Here is a 16258-nt window from a genome sequence, read left to right as displayed (position 1 = left end):
ACATCATATTTTTTATATTTAGCAAGTATTTATATAATATATTAAGGAGTAATCATTTTGCATGCAGTTGCCAGAGAAATTTTTTAGGGAAAGAAAACTTGAGCACTTGGTCGAGAATCAAACTTCTTATACATTGAACAATGCGTCAATGCATGTTTTTGAGACACATTTACAGGCGGAAAAAGTACTCCTTCAATTTGACCAACCTGTGCTTGCTTCCATGTTGATCGGTAAAAAAGTGATGCATTTACGTGATAAAAAATCTTTTAATTTTTTGCCGGGCGAATCCTTGATACTTCCATCCAATGAGGTCATGTGCATTGATTTTCCAGAAGCCAATGAAGATAACCCTACACGTTGTTTGGCCATGGCCATATCCGATGAGAAAATCAACAAGGTAATAAACTTAATGAATGAGGTGATGCCCAAGCACGATGGTTCCGAATGGGCACTGATAGACTATAACTACCATTTTACCAACGACGCCAGTATATATGGCATTATCCAACGGTTACTTTATTTGTTTACGGAAGATCATCCTTCCAAGGATTTTTTTGTGGACAATATGCTCCAGGAACTCATTATTCGAATATTACAGGGAAATTCGAGGGAAACTTATGTGCAAAATGCCTCAAAGTATAGTTCAACGAATAGGTTGGCTTATGTTATTGAATATATATCCCAACATTTGCACGAACCGTTGTGCGTCAGCGATTTGAGTAAGAAAGCGTGTATGAGCGAATCCCATTTTCATAAGACCTTCAAGGAAGAATTGGGGGTTACACCGATAGATTTTATTAACAGTGAGCGCATAAAAATGGCCATTGACTTATTAAAAGACCCCAATCGTAAAATAAAGGAGATATATATGGAATGTGGTTTTGAGAACCGCTCCTATTTTAATCGTTTGTTCAAACGAAAAATCCATGTTTCCCCTGGGGAGTACCAATCAAAATTTGTGAAACATTCTTAGTTAAGACTAAAAGTAGTCCCGTCTTTCCCATCTTTTAATTGAATGCCCAAAGCTACAAGTTCATCCCTAATTTTATCGGAAGTGGCAAAATCCTTATTGGCACGGGCTTCGTTCCTAATATCAATCAATAGTTCCATTACACCACTAAGTGCATTGGAATCATCTTTTGTCATCGATTGATTTTCGATTCCAAGAACATCGTAAACAAAAGCATTTAGTGTATTTGCCAATAACGTCTTGTCTTCCTTGGAAATGGTTTCTTGGTCCTCCTTTATTAGATTAATATGCTTAACGGCTTCAAACAGCTGTGCAATTAGGATTGGTGTGTTGAAATCGTCGTTCATGGCGTCATAACACATCTGCTTCCATGCGGTAACATCAAAATCAGACGTATCGCCTGTTTTTAGGTTGTTGACATTCTCCAAGGCGTCCATCAATCTGTTGTATCCTTTTTCAGATGCTTGTAAGGCTTCGTCACTTAGATCCAAGATACTGGTGTAGTGTGCTTGCATCATAAAAAAGCGCACTACTGAAGGAGTGTATGGCTTGCTCAAGATATTGTTGTCACCACTGAAAATCTCGGCAGGATAAATATTATTGTCCGTGGATTTGGACATTTTTCTGCCGTTCAGGGTCAACATATTGGCATGCATCCAATAGTTTACGGGTGATTTACCAGTGCTGGCCTCTGCTTGTGCTATTTCACACTCGTGGTGCGGAAACTTAAGATCCATTCCGCCACCGTGAATGTCGAAAGTTTCGCCCAAATACTTGGTGCTCATGGCTGTACACTCCAAGTGCCATCCTGGGAATCCGTCACCCCATGGTGATGGCCAACGCATGATGTGTTGTGGCTCTGCTTTTTTCCAAAGAGCAAAATCCTGTGGGTTTCTTTTATCATCCTGAGCGGTAAGTTCGCGGGTATGGGTGATCATATCCTCTAACTTTCTACCACTCAACTTCCCGTAATCGTGGTTTTCGTTGAATTTGACCACATCAAAATACACTGAACCATTTACTTCGTAGGCCAATCCTTTTTCAAGAATTTCCTTTATAATTTCTATTTGCTCTATAATGTGACCGGTAGCCGTGGGTTCAATACTTGGAGGCAAAAGGTTAAATTGCTGTAGGGTATTGTGGAAATCTACAGTATAGCGCTGTACCACTTCCATAGGTTCAATTTGCTCCAGTTTTGCTTTCTTGGCTATTTTGTCCTCCCCTTCGTCTGCATCGTTCTCCAAATGTCCGGCATCGGTAATGTTACGGACATATCGAACTTTGTAGCCCAAATGTTTGAAATACCTGAAAATCATGTCAAAGGACATAAAGGTTCGGCAATTCCCCAAGTGCACGTTGCTATACACTGTAGGTCCACAAACATACATGCCAACGTGGCCTTCGTTTATGGGTTCAAATAAGTCTTTTTTACCAGTAAGTGAATTATGGATTCGTAAAGCTTGGTCTTTATAGAGTTGCATTAATCTTTTAGGATTAAAATTCAGTATCTAGGTTGATGTAGTCCAAAAACTCCCTTCGTGTGGCTTCATCCTTGAATTTCCCACCATACTCTGCAGTTACTGTGCTACTGTCGATATCACGTATTCCCCTGGAATTTACACAAAGGTGTTTGGCGTCTATAACACAGGCAACATCCTCCGTACCCAATACTTTTTGAAGTTCTTTTACAATTTGAATGTTCAAACGCTCCTGAACCTGCGGTCGTTTTGCGAAATAATCCACCACACGGTTCATTTTGGAGAGACCAACTACTGTTCCATTGGAGATATAGGCGATGTGTGCCCGTCCAACGATGGGAAGTAAATGGTGTTCGCATGTAGAGTAAACCACGATATTTTTTTCAACCAACATTTCACCGTACTTGTACTTATTGTCAAAAGTTGATGATTTTGGCTTTCTATCGGGATGCAACCCGCCAAAGATTTCCTGTACATACATTTTGGCCACCCGTTTGGGTGTGCCCTTTAAACTGTCATCATCCAAATCGAGACCAAGGGTAAGCATAATTTCCCTTACACTTTTTTGTATTCTTTCGATTTTTTCTTCATCGCTCAATACAAATGCATCTTCCCTCATTGGGGTATCCGTTGAGGAACCAACGTGGTCGTTTCCTCTTTCTTCATGTTGTTCTTCCAATGCCTGCTCTAGTTTCATAGCTATTGCTTAAGGAGAGCAAAGATATACATTAATGACCGATTTAACATCTGGTATAAGGGGTTTGACAACATAAATTATTGTTAAGGCAAATACCAAGGTACTTTTATAATGCCCAAACCTACAGTCTTTTATGTTTAAACTTTTCGCAAAGACCTTACTATTGTTAATATTTTGGCAGACTGCGGAAGCGCAGGTTGTCCAAGATTGTGTCGATGCAATTCCTATATGCAGTAATACTCCTATAAACGGAGGCACCAATGGTTTTGGTGTTGATGACTTTAATGGAGCTCCGTCCAGTGGGTGTTTAGAGCCGACGGTTACGGGTACTATCGAATCAAATTCTGCCTGGTACCGGTTTAGGACTGCCGAAGCTGGACAATTAGGTTTCAATATTGGTCATAATAGCAACGAGGATTGGGATTTTGCCCTATACCGTGCCAGTGATTGTAGTTACTTGGGAGAGCCCATCCGATGCAATTTTTTTGATAATAGCGAAAACACCAGTTTTATAGGGGTGGGAGTAGACCCGACGGGAGATGAGGATTCAGTACACTACGAGGATTGGCTTCAAGTTGAAGCGGGTGAGGATTACTATCTCTTCATTAATAATTTTAGTAACATTAATTCAGGATTTTCAATTCAGTTCACCGGAGATATTTGGGTGGATTATCCCAATAGTGCTTTGGATTGTTTCATCGTTAGCAATTTGTTGGGGCCGCCCATTGCTGCTTGCGAGGGAGGAAATATGGTTTTGGATGCCTCTACCTCTGGAGCTATTGGTTATGAATGGTATGTGGACTCGGGAAGTGGTTATCAGCTGATTTCAGGTGCTACAGGTGCCACTTTGAATGTTCAAAACTCTGGTCAATATCGTGTTGTTGTTATAACTTCTGCAGAAAATATTGTAAGTGATGTGCAAGTTGGTTTTAATGAGGTACCTATTTCTGGAATAGTGGAAGATGAAACATTTTGCTATGAGGAGAATATGACCTTTGAATTGGACAGCAAGAATTCGGAAGCTCTCGGAGCTATGGATCCAGATAATTTCATGGTCAGTTATTATAACACGCAGCTTGATGCTGAAGCTGGGATAAACCCCTTGGAAAAAGAATATGGGCTAATGGGAGGTTCTGAGATTATTTATGTTAGAACCACGTCCTTGGCAAACCCAAATTGCTATGATGCATCCCAAAGTTTTACTTTGAACGCTATAGAAACCCCGGTTTTAAATTTTGATGAGCAAGCGGTCATCTGTGAAGCGGTTGGAAGTGTCGAGATTGGTGAAATGCAACCGAATCCAAATTACACTTATCAATGGAGTACAGGAGAACAAATACCATCCATTATGGTTTCGGAAGCGGGAGAATATACCTTGACAGTCACCAATCAATCCAATGGAATTGTTTGTGAAGCCTCACGAACAGTATCCGTTGCAATATCCAATCTACCGGTTATTACCAGTATTGATATTGAGGATATGAGCGTAAACAATACGGTCACTATCAATACGGAAACTTATGGGGAATATGAATTTAGTATGGATGGAGATGATTTTCAGAGCAGTAATGTTTTTGAAGGTGTTGCTCCAGGAGTACATACGGTAAGCATGAGAGATCCTTATGGTTGTGGTGAAGTTGAGGAGGAGATAGTTGTGGTTGGCTTCTTGGCCATTTTTTCACCCAATGGCGATGTGTTGAACGAAACTTGGCATATCGAAGGACTTTCTACCTTAAATTCACCGATAGTTAGCATTTACGATCGATATGGTAAACTCATCAAACAAATGACGGAGTTTGACACTGGTTGGGATGGAAGTTTTAAAGGTAGGCCATTACCTTCCACGGATTATTGGTTCAAATTGTCCTATGTGGATGATGATGGCAATAGAACCTATGCCAAATATCTGCAAAGCCATTTTTCTTTGAGGCGATAATACAGACTTATCCGTTTATCGATTAACTGCAAATTTTTCGGATAAAAACATACTAAAACAGTGAATTAAGGAGTTATACAGGTTATAAATAGAATAACCTTTAGCCCCAAAATTCTATGAGAGCTCTATTAAGCGCTGTCTGTTGTTTCTTTCTATTCCAAGTGGTAAGCGCGCAAAACTCCCCAGATTGCAGAACAGCAATACCTGTTTGTGCAGATGCGCCTATTTTGGGAACCACCGATGGAGGTGGCGATATCGATGATTTTGACCCCGAAGTAATTACACAGACCGGTTGTTTGGAAAAAGGCAGTGTGAGTTCTGCAAATATTGAGAACAATACAGGCTGGTTTGTGTTTAGAGCAGGTACCAATGGCCAAATTGGTTTTGATATTGAGTCATTACCGGTAAATCCTGGAAGCCCGATTACGGCAGAGTGGGATTTTGCCTTATATGGCCCTTTTGATGAAACTTCCAATGAAAATTTTTGCACCATCATTGGAGATGGTAGCGCACAACCTATTCGCTGTAATTACGAATATAACGAGACTAATTTTACTGGGATAGGGATAAACCCTATAGACGGTAGGGAAGGGGCACCTTTCGTTAAAGGAAGTCAGAATACTTACGATGAATGGTTGAATGTTACAGCTGGAGAGGTTTACTATTTATACATCAACAACTACAACACAAATTTTGATGATGAACCCGAGGATTTTATCTTAACTTTTACGGGTACTTCTGTAGATGAAGACCAGGATAATGCGTTGGATTGTACACTACGTGATCAATTTTTAGGATTTGATATTGTTGCTTGTGAAGGAGATCCCGATATTGTTTTGAGCGCATTGAATTCCCCGGTTGGGCCAAGTATTTCCAATATAGTATGGGAATTGGACGCGGATGATGATGGTACTTATGAGACTGTTCTTGCAACAGGTGCGGGACAGACCGAGTTGACGGTATCCAGTCCAAATTCTGGACGTTACCGCGTAACCATAGAATCCACATTTGGGACCACTGTAACCGATGATATATTAATTACTTTTTATGGGACTCCGGAGTTGGATGAGGTCAGGATAATCGATGATTTTGTAAATAGTGACCAAACGGACCCCTACAACATAGAGATTGTTCCTGTAGGTGATGGAAATTATGAATATGCAATTAATGACGGTGAGTTTCAAGATGACCCTATTTTTTACGATGTGCCACCGGGTGTAAATACGGTTGTAATCAATGATAAAAATGGTTGTGGTATTACGGAGCCTATTGAATTTCTTGTGGTAGGGTATCCTAAATTTTTCACACCTAATGGAGATACTTATTACGATACTTGGAGCGTATTCGGTTTGGAGGAGCTTACCAATCCTGTTGTCTATATTTTTGACCGTTATGGTAAATTGTTAAAGCAGTTAGATACCAATTTGGGGTGGGATGGAACCTTTAATGGAAGGGATATGCCTTCTTCCGATTATTGGTTTCGACTAGATTATGAACGTGATGACGATGGTATTGTGGTTGCGACACAAGTAAGGAGACATTTTTCCTTGGTTCGATAAAAAAAGGCCAGAATTTCTTCCAGCCTTTATCGTATATTTTCTTTATGCCTTTTCAGAATTTCAGCGTATAGCCTAAAGCAATGTTGCTATTTATCCTGTTGATCAGTGCTGCGCTGTCAATGCCGCCATCAAAAAAATAGGAATTTACATCCTGTTCTGTTCTACTATAGGCTAAGTCCAAACGGCTGGCTCCAAAGTTGTAACCAATACCTGCGGAGAAACCATTAAGGTCCCCTACAAAATCACTATCTGCATAAGGGCTTTCCTCAAATCGGTAACCTGCTCTTAGGCTAACTTCGTCAATTCTGTATTCACCTCCTAAGCGATAGGAGTTAACAGCGCCCAAAGTACTTGCGATAAAATCGTTTTCTGCGGCAAAACTTGGGTCAGAAGTTGGTCTGAGCTCAGCTTTGGACATATCTTGATAAGAATAATCAAAACTTATAAGTCCGTCTTGTCCAAATACAAGTGCAACACTACCGGTAAATTTTTCAGGAGTTTTTATTCTGTATTCGTCATAGAGGTTTACAATACCAAAATTAATGAAGTCAATATCGGATACCGCTAAATTGGAATTGATGCGCTGCGATGTATCATCTGTCAGCGTATACCATGTAGGTGATTGGTAGCTACCGCCTACCCGAATGGATTGATTCAATTTGGCAATCGCTCCTAAGCTAAAAGAGAAACCGTACCCCTCTGTATGTAAAAAGTTGTCGAATGAGGTAAATTGCACAGGAGATTCGGCATCATAGCCATCTTCATCTAAGTAGGAAATCCTATCATACAAAATATTGTGGAAGTTTACTGTTGCTCCCAAGTAAAGATTGTCTTCATATTGACTTGCAAAATTCAATGTGAACTTGCTGTTATATCCAGAAGTGTTTTGTAAATATCTTTGGTTGACGTTTGCATATTGTGCATTAGAAAAATAGGAAGTGTTTTGGTCATTGTCATCAACAGGTTCTATTATCCCAGCTTGAAAACCAAGAAATGCTTGTTGGGCCGAGTAACCTAGATTGGCGCCAATATCCAAATAGGCATCTTCGATAAACTCTCCTTGTTGAGTACGAAGGGGACCCAAGGGTTCTCCTTGTGCAAAAGTTAGGAAATAATTATCTACACCTATGGATGTATTACCCGATGCTATAAATTCATTGTCAAAATTTTGTACCATATCATAATTAAAAGCCAATGCAATTTTTTTCCACGGGCCATCATTGGATGAATTGAATACAAATACACCGCCCACTTGATTAAAATCAAGAGAATTGGAAGTGGTATTGGTAAGGGTGTTGCCAAAAAGGGCATCATTGCTCGTGTGGTAATTGGAAACGGTAATGCCTATCTCACTGAAATTAAAGACAGCAGAACCTGCAGGGTTGATGTTAAGGGCAGATAAATCGCCACCCAATGCTCCAAATGCACCGCCCATAGCCTGAAACCTAGCGGTTCCCTGAAGGTTTTCTGTGCTGTAGCGCAATACATCATCAATGGTCTGTGCACTAGCGAAGGTGCATGCCAATACCATTATGAAAGTTGAAATTCGTTTCATTTCTTATGATTTAGATTAATCAATACGGTTTATGGGAATTATGGTCTACCGCCTCTTCCACCTCTTCCGCCTCTACTGCCGGAAGAACGTGACGATCTAGACGATCCAGAAGACCTGCTTACACCTGAGCTTCTAGAGCTGCTTCCTGAACTTCTGTAGCTTCCACTTGACCTACTGCTTCTTGAAGAACCACTACTGCGGTAACTTCTAGAGCTAGGCCTGCTCGAAGAACGACTATAATTTCTAGTTGGCGCAGAGCTTCTGGATTGATAACTTCTTGTGCTTCTGCCAGAACTTCTGTAACTTCTTGTTGAAGGCGAACTACTTCTGTTGTAACTTCTACTGCTTCTTGTGGAGGGCGATGTTCCATATGAACGGTACGTCCTTGAACTTCTGTTGTAATTTGGCGAAGTTCGGGTACTTCTACTTGTTCTATAATTTCTATTTCTAGCAACTGCATCGGCACTTACCGACCGCCTTGCAGTTGAACGGTTACTATAACCCCTAGAGCTTCTACTTGCCAAATTATTGTTTCTTGCTATTGTTCTATTGGAACGACCGCTATTATTTCTGAACCTACTTGAATAGGCATTTGTTCTTGATGATAAAGTGGTTCCTGGAATACGCGAAGCATAACCTCTTCTGCCAGACATATAAGCATAATTTCTTCCATAATATCCTCTTCCGTAGTAGGGACGGTTCCAATATCCTCCCCAGCCCCAACTGTTGTATGGGTAACCCCATCCCCAGCCAAAGTTTCCGGCCCAGCCCCAGCCAGTATTCCAGCCCCAGCGATTGTATCTCCATGGGTTGTTCCATCCCCATCCCCACGAATTGTAGTAAGGATAGTTCCATCCCCATCCGGCGTTCCACAACCATGGGTCGTTCCAACCATAATAACCACCCCAGCCCCAACTATTGTCGTAGACATTTATGGAAACGCTTGTAGGGTTATCTCCCCATCCAGGATTTCCGTTATAATTATTGTTGTAGGCGTAGTAATCGGTTTGTTCACCATAAGGAATGGTATCGTTGGGCATTTGGCTAGAGTAGCTATCAATATCCGTAAAGACTTCGCTATCCAAAATTTCACCATATTCATTGGCTTTTTCGCCGAAATAATCCCCGTAGATATTATTTTCCTGTTCTTCAATCCTTACTGCTTGGGCATTCTTCTTTTCAACCCTAACGACTCGATCATTTGTAGAATAAATGCCGTCATCGTAATAAGAAGCTTGTTGGTAGGAACCACAAGAGGCCATAAAGAGGGCGGCAACCATCAATATGGTGGAGGTTCTAAATTTATTATGGAGTAAAGACTTTAACATGGCGCAATTTTTATTGTTGAACATACTAAAAATAATTAGTTTTACCCAATCATCACACTACTAAAGTCACAAGTTTTGTGCCAAACTATAATACATGGGTAAAAATTTAACGAGCAGAGCGGAAGATTATTCCAAATGGTATAACGAACTAGTTGTTAAGTCAGATTTGGCTGAAAACTCAGGGGTTAGAGGATGTATGGTAATTAAACCTTACGGGTATGCCATATGGGAAAAAATGCAGGGTCAATTGGATAAAATGTTCAAGGAAACCGGTCATGAGAATGCTTATTTCCCGCTGTTTATACCAAAATCCTATTTGAGCAAGGAAGCAAGTCATGTCGAAGGTTTTGCCAAGGAATGTGCCGTTGTTACACATTATAGATTAAAGAATGCGGAGGACGGTAGTGGTATTATTGTAGATGAAGACGCAAAATTGGAAGAAGAACTTATTGTTCGGCCAACCTCTGAAACCATAATATGGGACACGTTTAGAAAATGGGTGCAGTCTTACAGGGATTTACCGCTCAAGATTAATCAGTGGGCGAATGTGGTGCGCTGGGAGATGAGGACGCGTCTTTTCCTTAGGACTGCAGAATTTTTGTGGCAAGAAGGTCACACTGCGCATACCACCAAAGAAGAAGCTTTGGAAGAAGCTGAGCTGATGATGAATATTTATGCTGAATTTGCTGAAGATTATATGGGAGTTCCTGTGATAAAAGGAACCAAAACAGAGAGTGAAAGATTTGCCGGTGCGGAGGAGACCTACTGTATTGAAGCTTTGATGCAGGACGGTAAGGCACTACAGGCAGGTACCTCACACTTTTTGGGTCAGAATTTTGCAAAGGCCTTTGATGTGAAGTTTGCGAGCAAAGAAGGTAAACAAGAATATGTTTGGGCTACATCTTGGGGTGTTTCTACCAGATTGATGGGAGCATTGGTTATGACCCACAGTGATGACAATGGTTTGGTGCTTCCTCCTAAATTAGCGCCAATTCAAGTTGTTATTGTACCTATTTATAAAGGATTGGATCAATTGGATATCATTTCAGAAAAAGTGGACCCATTGGTAAAAGAGTTAAGGGGTAAGGGAATTACAGTTAAATATGATACCCGGGATACCCATAAACCCGGATTCAAATTTAATGAGTACGAGTTGAAAGGTGTGCCGGTACGTTTGGCGGTGGGTCAACGCGATTTGGCCAACGGAACTTTTGAAGTGGCACGAAGGGATACCTTGACCAAGGAAATTGTAAAGGCCGAAGATGTTGTGGATAAGGTGGTTTCTTTGATGGACGAAATTCAAGAGAACATCTTTAACAAAGCCTTGGATTATAGGAAAAACCATATAACCGAAGTAGACTCTTATGATGAGTTTAAAAAAGTGATAGAGGAAAAAGGTGGTTTTGTATCTGCCCATTGGGACGGAACAACCGAAACCGAGGACAGAATAAAGGAGGAAACCAAGGCCACCATTCGTTGCATTCCTTTGAATGCGAAAAAAGAAGATGGTGAGTGTATAGTAACAGGAAAACCATCTGTTCAAAGGGTGTTGTTTGCAAAGGCTTATTAAACAGGAAGCAAAAAATAAAAATTACTGTTGCAAGACTTAAAAATAGTTGTATTTTTGCATCCGCAATTATGTAAGCATAATGGCCCGTTCGTCTAGGGGTTAGGACGCCAGGTTTTCATCCTGGTAACAGGGGTTCGATTCCCCTACGGGCTACTAAAGGTTGTTGAAACTTTTAAAATTTGGGCTTAGCCCTAGTTTTTGAAATTTAATGGCCCGTTCGTCTAGGGGTTAGGACGCCAGGTTTTCATCCTGGTAACAGGGGTTCGATTCCCCTACGGGCTACAAAAAAAAGGATTTAGAAAGAATTAAATTTAAGCAATGGCAAACCATAAGTCAGCATTAAAGAGAATCAGAAGAAACGAAGCAGTACGTTTGCGTAACAGGTATCAGCACAAAACTGTGCGTAATGCCATTAAAAAATTACGTAACGAGGAAGACAAAAAAGCTGCTGAAGCCTTGTTGCCTACTGTTGTTGGTATGATCGATAAATTGGCCAAGCGTAACATCATCCATAACAATAAGGCGGCAAACCTTAAAAGCAAATTGATGACCAAGGTTGCAGCAATGTAAATCTTGTCAATACATTATATAATAAGCGCCTCCAATTTGGGGGCGTTTTTATTTTGGTCTAATTCTTAACTTATCTAAATGCTCTTCTTTTATGCACCAATACTCCAATCATAAATGTTCCATACATGAACAATATAAAAATCCATAGTATATCCCTAAGATTATATTCCATCCAAATTTCTGGGGCTTCGTAACCAATAATAATCAGAAAAGGGAAAAATATGTGAAAAACAGCTAAACCTAAACTGGTCCAGAACATCAAATTGTATCTCTTGGGGTAAGGGCTGAATTCAATCTTCTTCTCTTTATAATACAACCATATATTAAATAACAATACCATTGAGGCTAAAAGGTCAGCATAATAAAGATTGGAATAGAACGGGTCTTGAAAAAACAAGCTGATGATATAGCTTAACAAACTTATCCCTGCACCGATTACGATCCATTTTTTATGCTTGGCATTTCGCAGCACTTGCCAATAGATATAGTAGAAAAACATAAAGGCGATTACTGAGTAGATATTATATATGATAACATTGTACCAATCATACCTACTGTCACTTAACACCTGGAATTCCTCGTGAAATTTTATGAAATACCCCAATAGCTCGGTTAAAAGGGTGTACATAAGATACATAGGGTAATATTTTAATGGAGTGTCAAAATACGTGCGGTAACATGCCATGGAAACTAACCAAACAATAAGGTAGAAGGGAAGAATATATTGCTCCGTGATAAATGTATAAATGGCATCCATTATTGTAGGGTAATCCTTTAATTACCTGTGTTTTTGTCGATGGGCTAAAATAGGAAATAAAAAGCCTCCATATATGGAGGCCCAATTGTTCGTATAAATGTTTTTCTTTATCCAAATGCTTTTCTCTTTCCTATAACTAATCCAATGATGATAAGGCCATACATTAAGGCTATTGAAGTAAGCAATATCGGTCTAAAATAAATTTGAATTCCAATATTCAGTTTAAGAAGGTAAATAATCGATATTATAGGGAAAAAAGTGTAGAATATCATTAATCCAGAACCTAACCAAAACATCAGATTAAATTTTAAGGGATAGGGTGTATCTTCTAAATACTTTTCCCTAAAATATATGATTAGTATATAAACCATCATCACGGACCCAATAATATGGGCGTAGGTCATTTGTTGGTGCAAAGGATTGTAAACAATTGCATTGATTATATAGGACAACACGCAAACAAAACTTAAGTATCGTATTTGTTTTTTGAGTGATTGTCTTTGCAGCACTTTTCGATAAACTTCAAAGAAAAAGATAAAAAAGACTATTTGGTAGATGTTATAAATAATAACATTGTGCCAAGCATACCTTCCATCAGAAAAGAAAACGAATTCATTGTAATACTTAATAAAATAGCCCAATACCTCGGTAAAAAAAGTATAGATTATAAGCATGGGCAGATATTTTAAAGGTGTATCGTAAAACCTTTTATACCTAATCACCGATATTATCCAAGTAATTAGGTACAAGGGGATATAAAAATGATCCGTTAAAAATCTGATAAGATTATCTGGCATAGCGCCCAATATTAAAAATCTGTGTATGGTGGAGGTCCTGAGGAGCCATGGTTAAGGTTTAAGCTTGTACTTCCACCTTGAAAAAGACTAGGCGCAAAACTTGCTTGTGATGTGTTTGGTTCTCCTTTTTCACCTGTTTCTGAGTTGCTAACAACCCCTTTAATAGGTTTTGCATTTCCATCGGCGTCTATATAGAATCCGCGTTCCTCTCCATCCATCATGGTAGTGGGGACAATAAAAATGGAATTCTGTCTAGGGTGCACTACTTTTTTGCCATCGGGAAAATCGGGCTTGTCCGGATAGTTGGCAAAATATAAACGGAGCGAAGCTACTTTAACACCTGCTTCTTCAGCTTCTTGTTCCACGTAGGCCATATAATCTTTCATATCTGCATAGGTAAAAGATGTGAAACGAGCAGGAATATGTTTTTTATCAGGACTTCGTTCAGCTTCGAATTGCTGAATAATATCGACCCTGTTCCTTGTGTAGTTATCATAGAGGGATTTGGATTCTTCCAAAGAAATAATGCCTTCAGGTGGTAAAACCTTTTCCTGTTTCGGTTCGGTTGGTTCTTCTTTTTTAGGACCTTGCTGACATGCTCCCAGTACTAAAAATGTGGCCCCTAAAAGCGCAAAAAAGGCCTTTTTGTAGTTTTTCATAGTTAAGTGTTTAAAGTTCAGTTTTGAGGAAACCGAAATAAAGATATGTCTTTTCTATAAATTGACTCAACAAAAAGCCCTTCAAAAAATGAAGGGCTCGTAATCTTATGGTTTAAGGAGTTGTATTTTTTTACTGACTCATCGTAAGTAAAAATTCCTCGTTGTTTTTTGTTTGCTTTATGCGTTGCTCCATAAATTCCATGGCTTCCACCGGATTCATATCTGCAAGATATTTGCGCATGATCCACATACGTTGAATGGTATTTTCGTCCAACAACAGATCGTCTCTTCGTGTAGAAGAAGATATAAGGTCGATAGCAGGGAAAATTCTTCTGTTGGATATTCTTCTGTCCAATTGAAGCTCCATGTTACCTGTACCCTTGAATTCTTCGAAGATAACTTCGTCCATTTTGGAACCTGTTTCCGTTAATGCTGTAGCAATTATGGAAAGTGATCCGCCGTTTTCTATGTTCCGTGCTGCACCAAAGAAACGTTTTGGCTTGTGTAATGCGTTGGCATCCACACCACCACTCAATACCTTACCAGAAGCTGGTTGTACGGTGTTGTAGGCACGGGCCAAACGGGTAATGGAATCCAAAAGGATTACTACATCATGACCACATTCTACCAATCTTTTCGCCTTGTCAAGAACAATGTTGGCAACCCTCACGTGCTCGGTGGCTTCTTTGTCAAAAGTGGAAGCAACTACTTCACCACGTACGTTACGTTGCATATCGGTAACCTCTTCAGGGCGCTCATCAATCAAAAGGATGATTTGATATACCTCTGGGTGGTTGGCCGCAATGGCGTTGGCAATATCTTTCAACAACATGGTTTTACCCGTTTTGGGCTGGGAAACGATCATTCCCCTTTGTCCTTTTCCGATAGGAGAGAACAAATCCATGATTCTTGTGGAAATAGTACTTTGTTTTTCCGCCAATTTGAACTTTTCTTTAGGGAACAATGGGGTAAGGTGCTCAAAAGCTACCCTGTCTCTAACCACTTGGGGGTCGAGGCCATTGATTTTGTTCACTTTGATCAACGGGAAATATTTTTCGCCTTCTTTTGGAGGCCTTATGTTCCCCAGAACAGTATCCCCGGACTTAAGTCCGAACAATCTAATTTGTGATTGGGATACATAAATATCGTCAGGAGAAGAGAGATAATTGTAATCGGAAGACCTTAGGAATCCGTAACCATCCTGCATAATGTCCAACACGCCTTCACTCTCAATAATGCTATCGAACTCAAATTCAGGCTCTTTGTACCTGTTTCTTAAATCCTTGTCAAAATTACTGTTCTTTTTATCGTGGTGAGGCTTGTTGTGCTGGTGGCTTCTCCTGTTGTTTTGATTCTTTTGAGGGGTGTTGCCTTGAGACTTGTTGTCTTGCGGTTTGTTGTCGCGTGGCTTGTTGTCCCTTTTTTGAGGCTTTTCTTGCGGTTTGGAGTCATCTTTTTTGCTCCCAGGCTCTCTTTTTTGAGGCGCTTTTTTGGGAGCGTCACCTTCAGTGCTTTTTGTCTCCGTTGCTTTAGGGCGTGGAGCTCTAGCTTTTCTAGGTTTTGGCGCCGGCTTTTCGTCTGTTGTTGCTGAAACAGTTTCCGCAACAGCCTTAGGGTTGGATGCTTGAAGGTCCAGTATTTGGTATACCAGGTCCAATTTTTTCAATGATTTGAATTTGGGAACATTAAGACCCTTTGCAATTTCTTGCAACTCAGGAAGCTTTTTAGCTTTTAGATCTGAAATCTCGAACATTAAGTAAAGAAATAAGTTAAACTTGTGTGATTCTTATTATGAAGTAAGGTTATTTTGAATGCTACTGGAGAAAAGAATTCCGAGGTAGGTGCTTGCTAATAACGAAACAATATTACAAATAATTTTTTAAGAATAAGGCCTTATTTATCAAAAAGACGCCTATTTTTGCGTTTTGAAATCGATTTGCACAATGATTCAGCGGATACAAACGTTTTTTTTACTGATAGTAGGCCTTATTTCGGGCGTACTACCGTTTTTTTTGAATCTATGGGTAGAAGTGGGCGGTAAAGAGGTATTTGCCCAAGACCAGGTTATTGTGAGCCTTGTTTTTTATGTGGCAACCGTGCTGGCCGTAGTATCTATTTTAATGTACAAGAAAAGACAAAATCAATTTGTGGTAAACAGATTGAATATGATATTGAACCTTTTTTTACTAGGATTTTTCGTTTATCGATCGCTAAGCTTATCCGGAGAAACTGTAGTTTCTGAGAAGGGTATTGGGATGCTGATTCCTGTATTTTCTATCGTTTTTCTGGTCCTGGCCAACAGGGCTATCAAAAAGGATGAAGATCTTGTAAAATCTGTTGATCGCTTACGTTGAACCTAACATCTTAGTAGTATTAGTGCGA

14 protein-coding genes and 2 tRNA genes are annotated in these 16258 nt (G+C 39.8%); 8 read left to right on the top strand and 8 right to left on the bottom strand.

The features are described from left to right. Positions 1–61 precede the first annotated feature (61 nt). Complete coding sequence (locus D2V08_RS13525; RefSeq protein ID WP_119608692.1) at positions 62–973, top strand: AraC family transcriptional regulator; 912 nt, start codon at positions 62–64, stop codon at positions 971–973. Here D2V08_RS13525 and cysS read toward each other — a convergent pair. Beyond that, positions 970–2451: a cysteine--tRNA ligase gene (gene cysS / locus D2V08_RS13520; protein ID WP_119608691.1), complete on the bottom strand. Its 1482-nt coding sequence runs from the start codon at positions 2449–2451 to the stop codon at positions 970–972. The two genes, D2V08_RS13525 and cysS, sit on opposite strands and share 4 nt — an antisense overlap. A gap of 13 nt (positions 2452–2464) precedes the next feature. Further along, positions 2465–3145 carry a GTP cyclohydrolase I FolE gene (folE, locus tag D2V08_RS13515; RefSeq protein ID WP_119608690.1) on the bottom strand — a complete coding sequence of 227 codons (681 nt, stop codon included), beginning with the start codon at positions 3143–3145 and terminating at the stop codon, positions 2465–2467. Positions 3146–3278: 133 nt separating this feature from the next. Here folE and D2V08_RS13510 point away from each other — a divergent pair, with 133 nt between their 5' ends. Then, on the top strand, positions 3279–5081 hold the full coding sequence (locus D2V08_RS13510) for a T9SS type B sorting domain-containing protein (RefSeq protein ID WP_119608689.1): 1803 nt from the start codon (positions 3279–3281) through the stop codon (positions 5079–5081). 116 nt (positions 5082–5197) lie between these two features. After that, the gene (locus D2V08_RS13505; RefSeq protein WP_119608688.1) at positions 5198–6640 is read left to right on the top strand and encodes a T9SS type B sorting domain-containing protein; all 1443 of its coding nucleotides are present in this window, start codon (positions 5198–5200) and stop codon (positions 6638–6640) included. A gap of 52 nt (positions 6641–6692) precedes the next feature. On the opposite strand, the gene D2V08_RS13500 is transcribed toward D2V08_RS13505, so the two are convergent. Next, positions 6693–8195 carry an OmpP1/FadL family transporter gene (locus D2V08_RS13500; RefSeq protein ID WP_119608687.1) on the bottom strand — a complete coding sequence of 501 codons (1503 nt, stop codon included), beginning with the start codon at positions 8193–8195 and terminating at the stop codon, positions 6693–6695. Positions 8196–8233: 38 nt separating this feature from the next. Next, on the bottom strand, positions 8234–9523 hold the full coding sequence (locus tag D2V08_RS17220; protein WP_147374123.1) for a hypothetical protein: 1290 nt from the start codon (positions 9521–9523) through the stop codon (positions 8234–8236). Positions 9524–9617: 94 nt separating this feature from the next. Here D2V08_RS17220 and proS point away from each other — a divergent pair, with 94 nt between their 5' ends. The 4 genes from proS to rpsT all read left to right on the top strand — a co-directional run bounded on the left by proS (position 9618) and on the right by rpsT (position 11663). Further along, entirely contained in the window at positions 9618–11093 is a 1476-nt protein-coding gene (proS, locus tag D2V08_RS13480; RefSeq protein WP_119608683.1) for a proline--tRNA ligase, read from the top strand. Between the two features lie 81 nt (positions 11094–11174). Further along, positions 11175–11246 (top strand) — tRNA-Glu (locus D2V08_RS13475). A gap of 57 nt (positions 11247–11303) precedes the next feature. Further along, a tRNA-Glu gene (locus D2V08_RS13470) sits at positions 11304–11375 on the top strand. Positions 11376–11411: 36 nt separating this feature from the next. After that, complete coding sequence (gene rpsT, locus D2V08_RS13465; protein ID WP_119608682.1) at positions 11412–11663, top strand: 30S ribosomal protein S20; 252 nt, start codon at positions 11412–11414, stop codon at positions 11661–11663. A gap of 70 nt (positions 11664–11733) precedes the next feature. Here rpsT and D2V08_RS13460 read toward each other — a convergent pair whose 3' ends face one another. The 4 genes from D2V08_RS13460 to rho all read right to left on the bottom strand — a co-directional run bounded on the left by D2V08_RS13460 (position 11734) and on the right by rho (position 15629). Next, positions 11734–12420, bottom strand: a complete 687-nt coding sequence (locus D2V08_RS13460) for a hypothetical protein (protein WP_119608681.1) — start codon at positions 12418–12420, stop codon at positions 11734–11736. Between the two features lie 107 nt (positions 12421–12527). Further along, complete coding sequence (locus D2V08_RS13455; protein WP_147374122.1) at positions 12528–13094, bottom strand: hypothetical protein; 567 nt, start codon at positions 13092–13094, stop codon at positions 12528–12530. A 134-nt stretch (positions 13095–13228) separates the two neighbouring features. Continuing rightward, positions 13229–13876 carry a hypothetical protein gene (locus D2V08_RS13450; protein WP_119608679.1) on the bottom strand — a complete coding sequence of 216 codons (648 nt, stop codon included), beginning with the start codon at positions 13874–13876 and terminating at the stop codon, positions 13229–13231. 130 nt (positions 13877–14006) lie between these two features. After that, the gene (gene rho / locus D2V08_RS13445) at positions 14007–15629 is read right to left on the bottom strand and encodes a transcription termination factor Rho (RefSeq protein WP_119608678.1); all 1623 of its coding nucleotides are present in this window, start codon (positions 15627–15629) and stop codon (positions 14007–14009) included. 190 nt (positions 15630–15819) lie between these two features. Here rho and D2V08_RS13440 point away from each other — a divergent pair, with 190 nt between their 5' ends. Further along, positions 15820–16230, top strand: coding sequence for a DUF4293 domain-containing protein (locus D2V08_RS13440; RefSeq protein WP_119608677.1), 411 nt, complete (start codon positions 15820–15822; stop codon positions 16228–16230). Positions 16231–16258: the final 28 nt, after the last annotated feature.

Source organism: Flagellimonas lutimaris (assembly GCF_003581615.1).
In the GTDB taxonomy this organism is placed as follows: Bacteria; Bacteroidota; Bacteroidia; order Flavobacteriales; family Flavobacteriaceae; genus Flagellimonas; species Flagellimonas lutimaris.
Note: the sequence above shows the minus strand (reverse complement) of the source record. Positions and strands in the feature narration are given on the sequence as shown.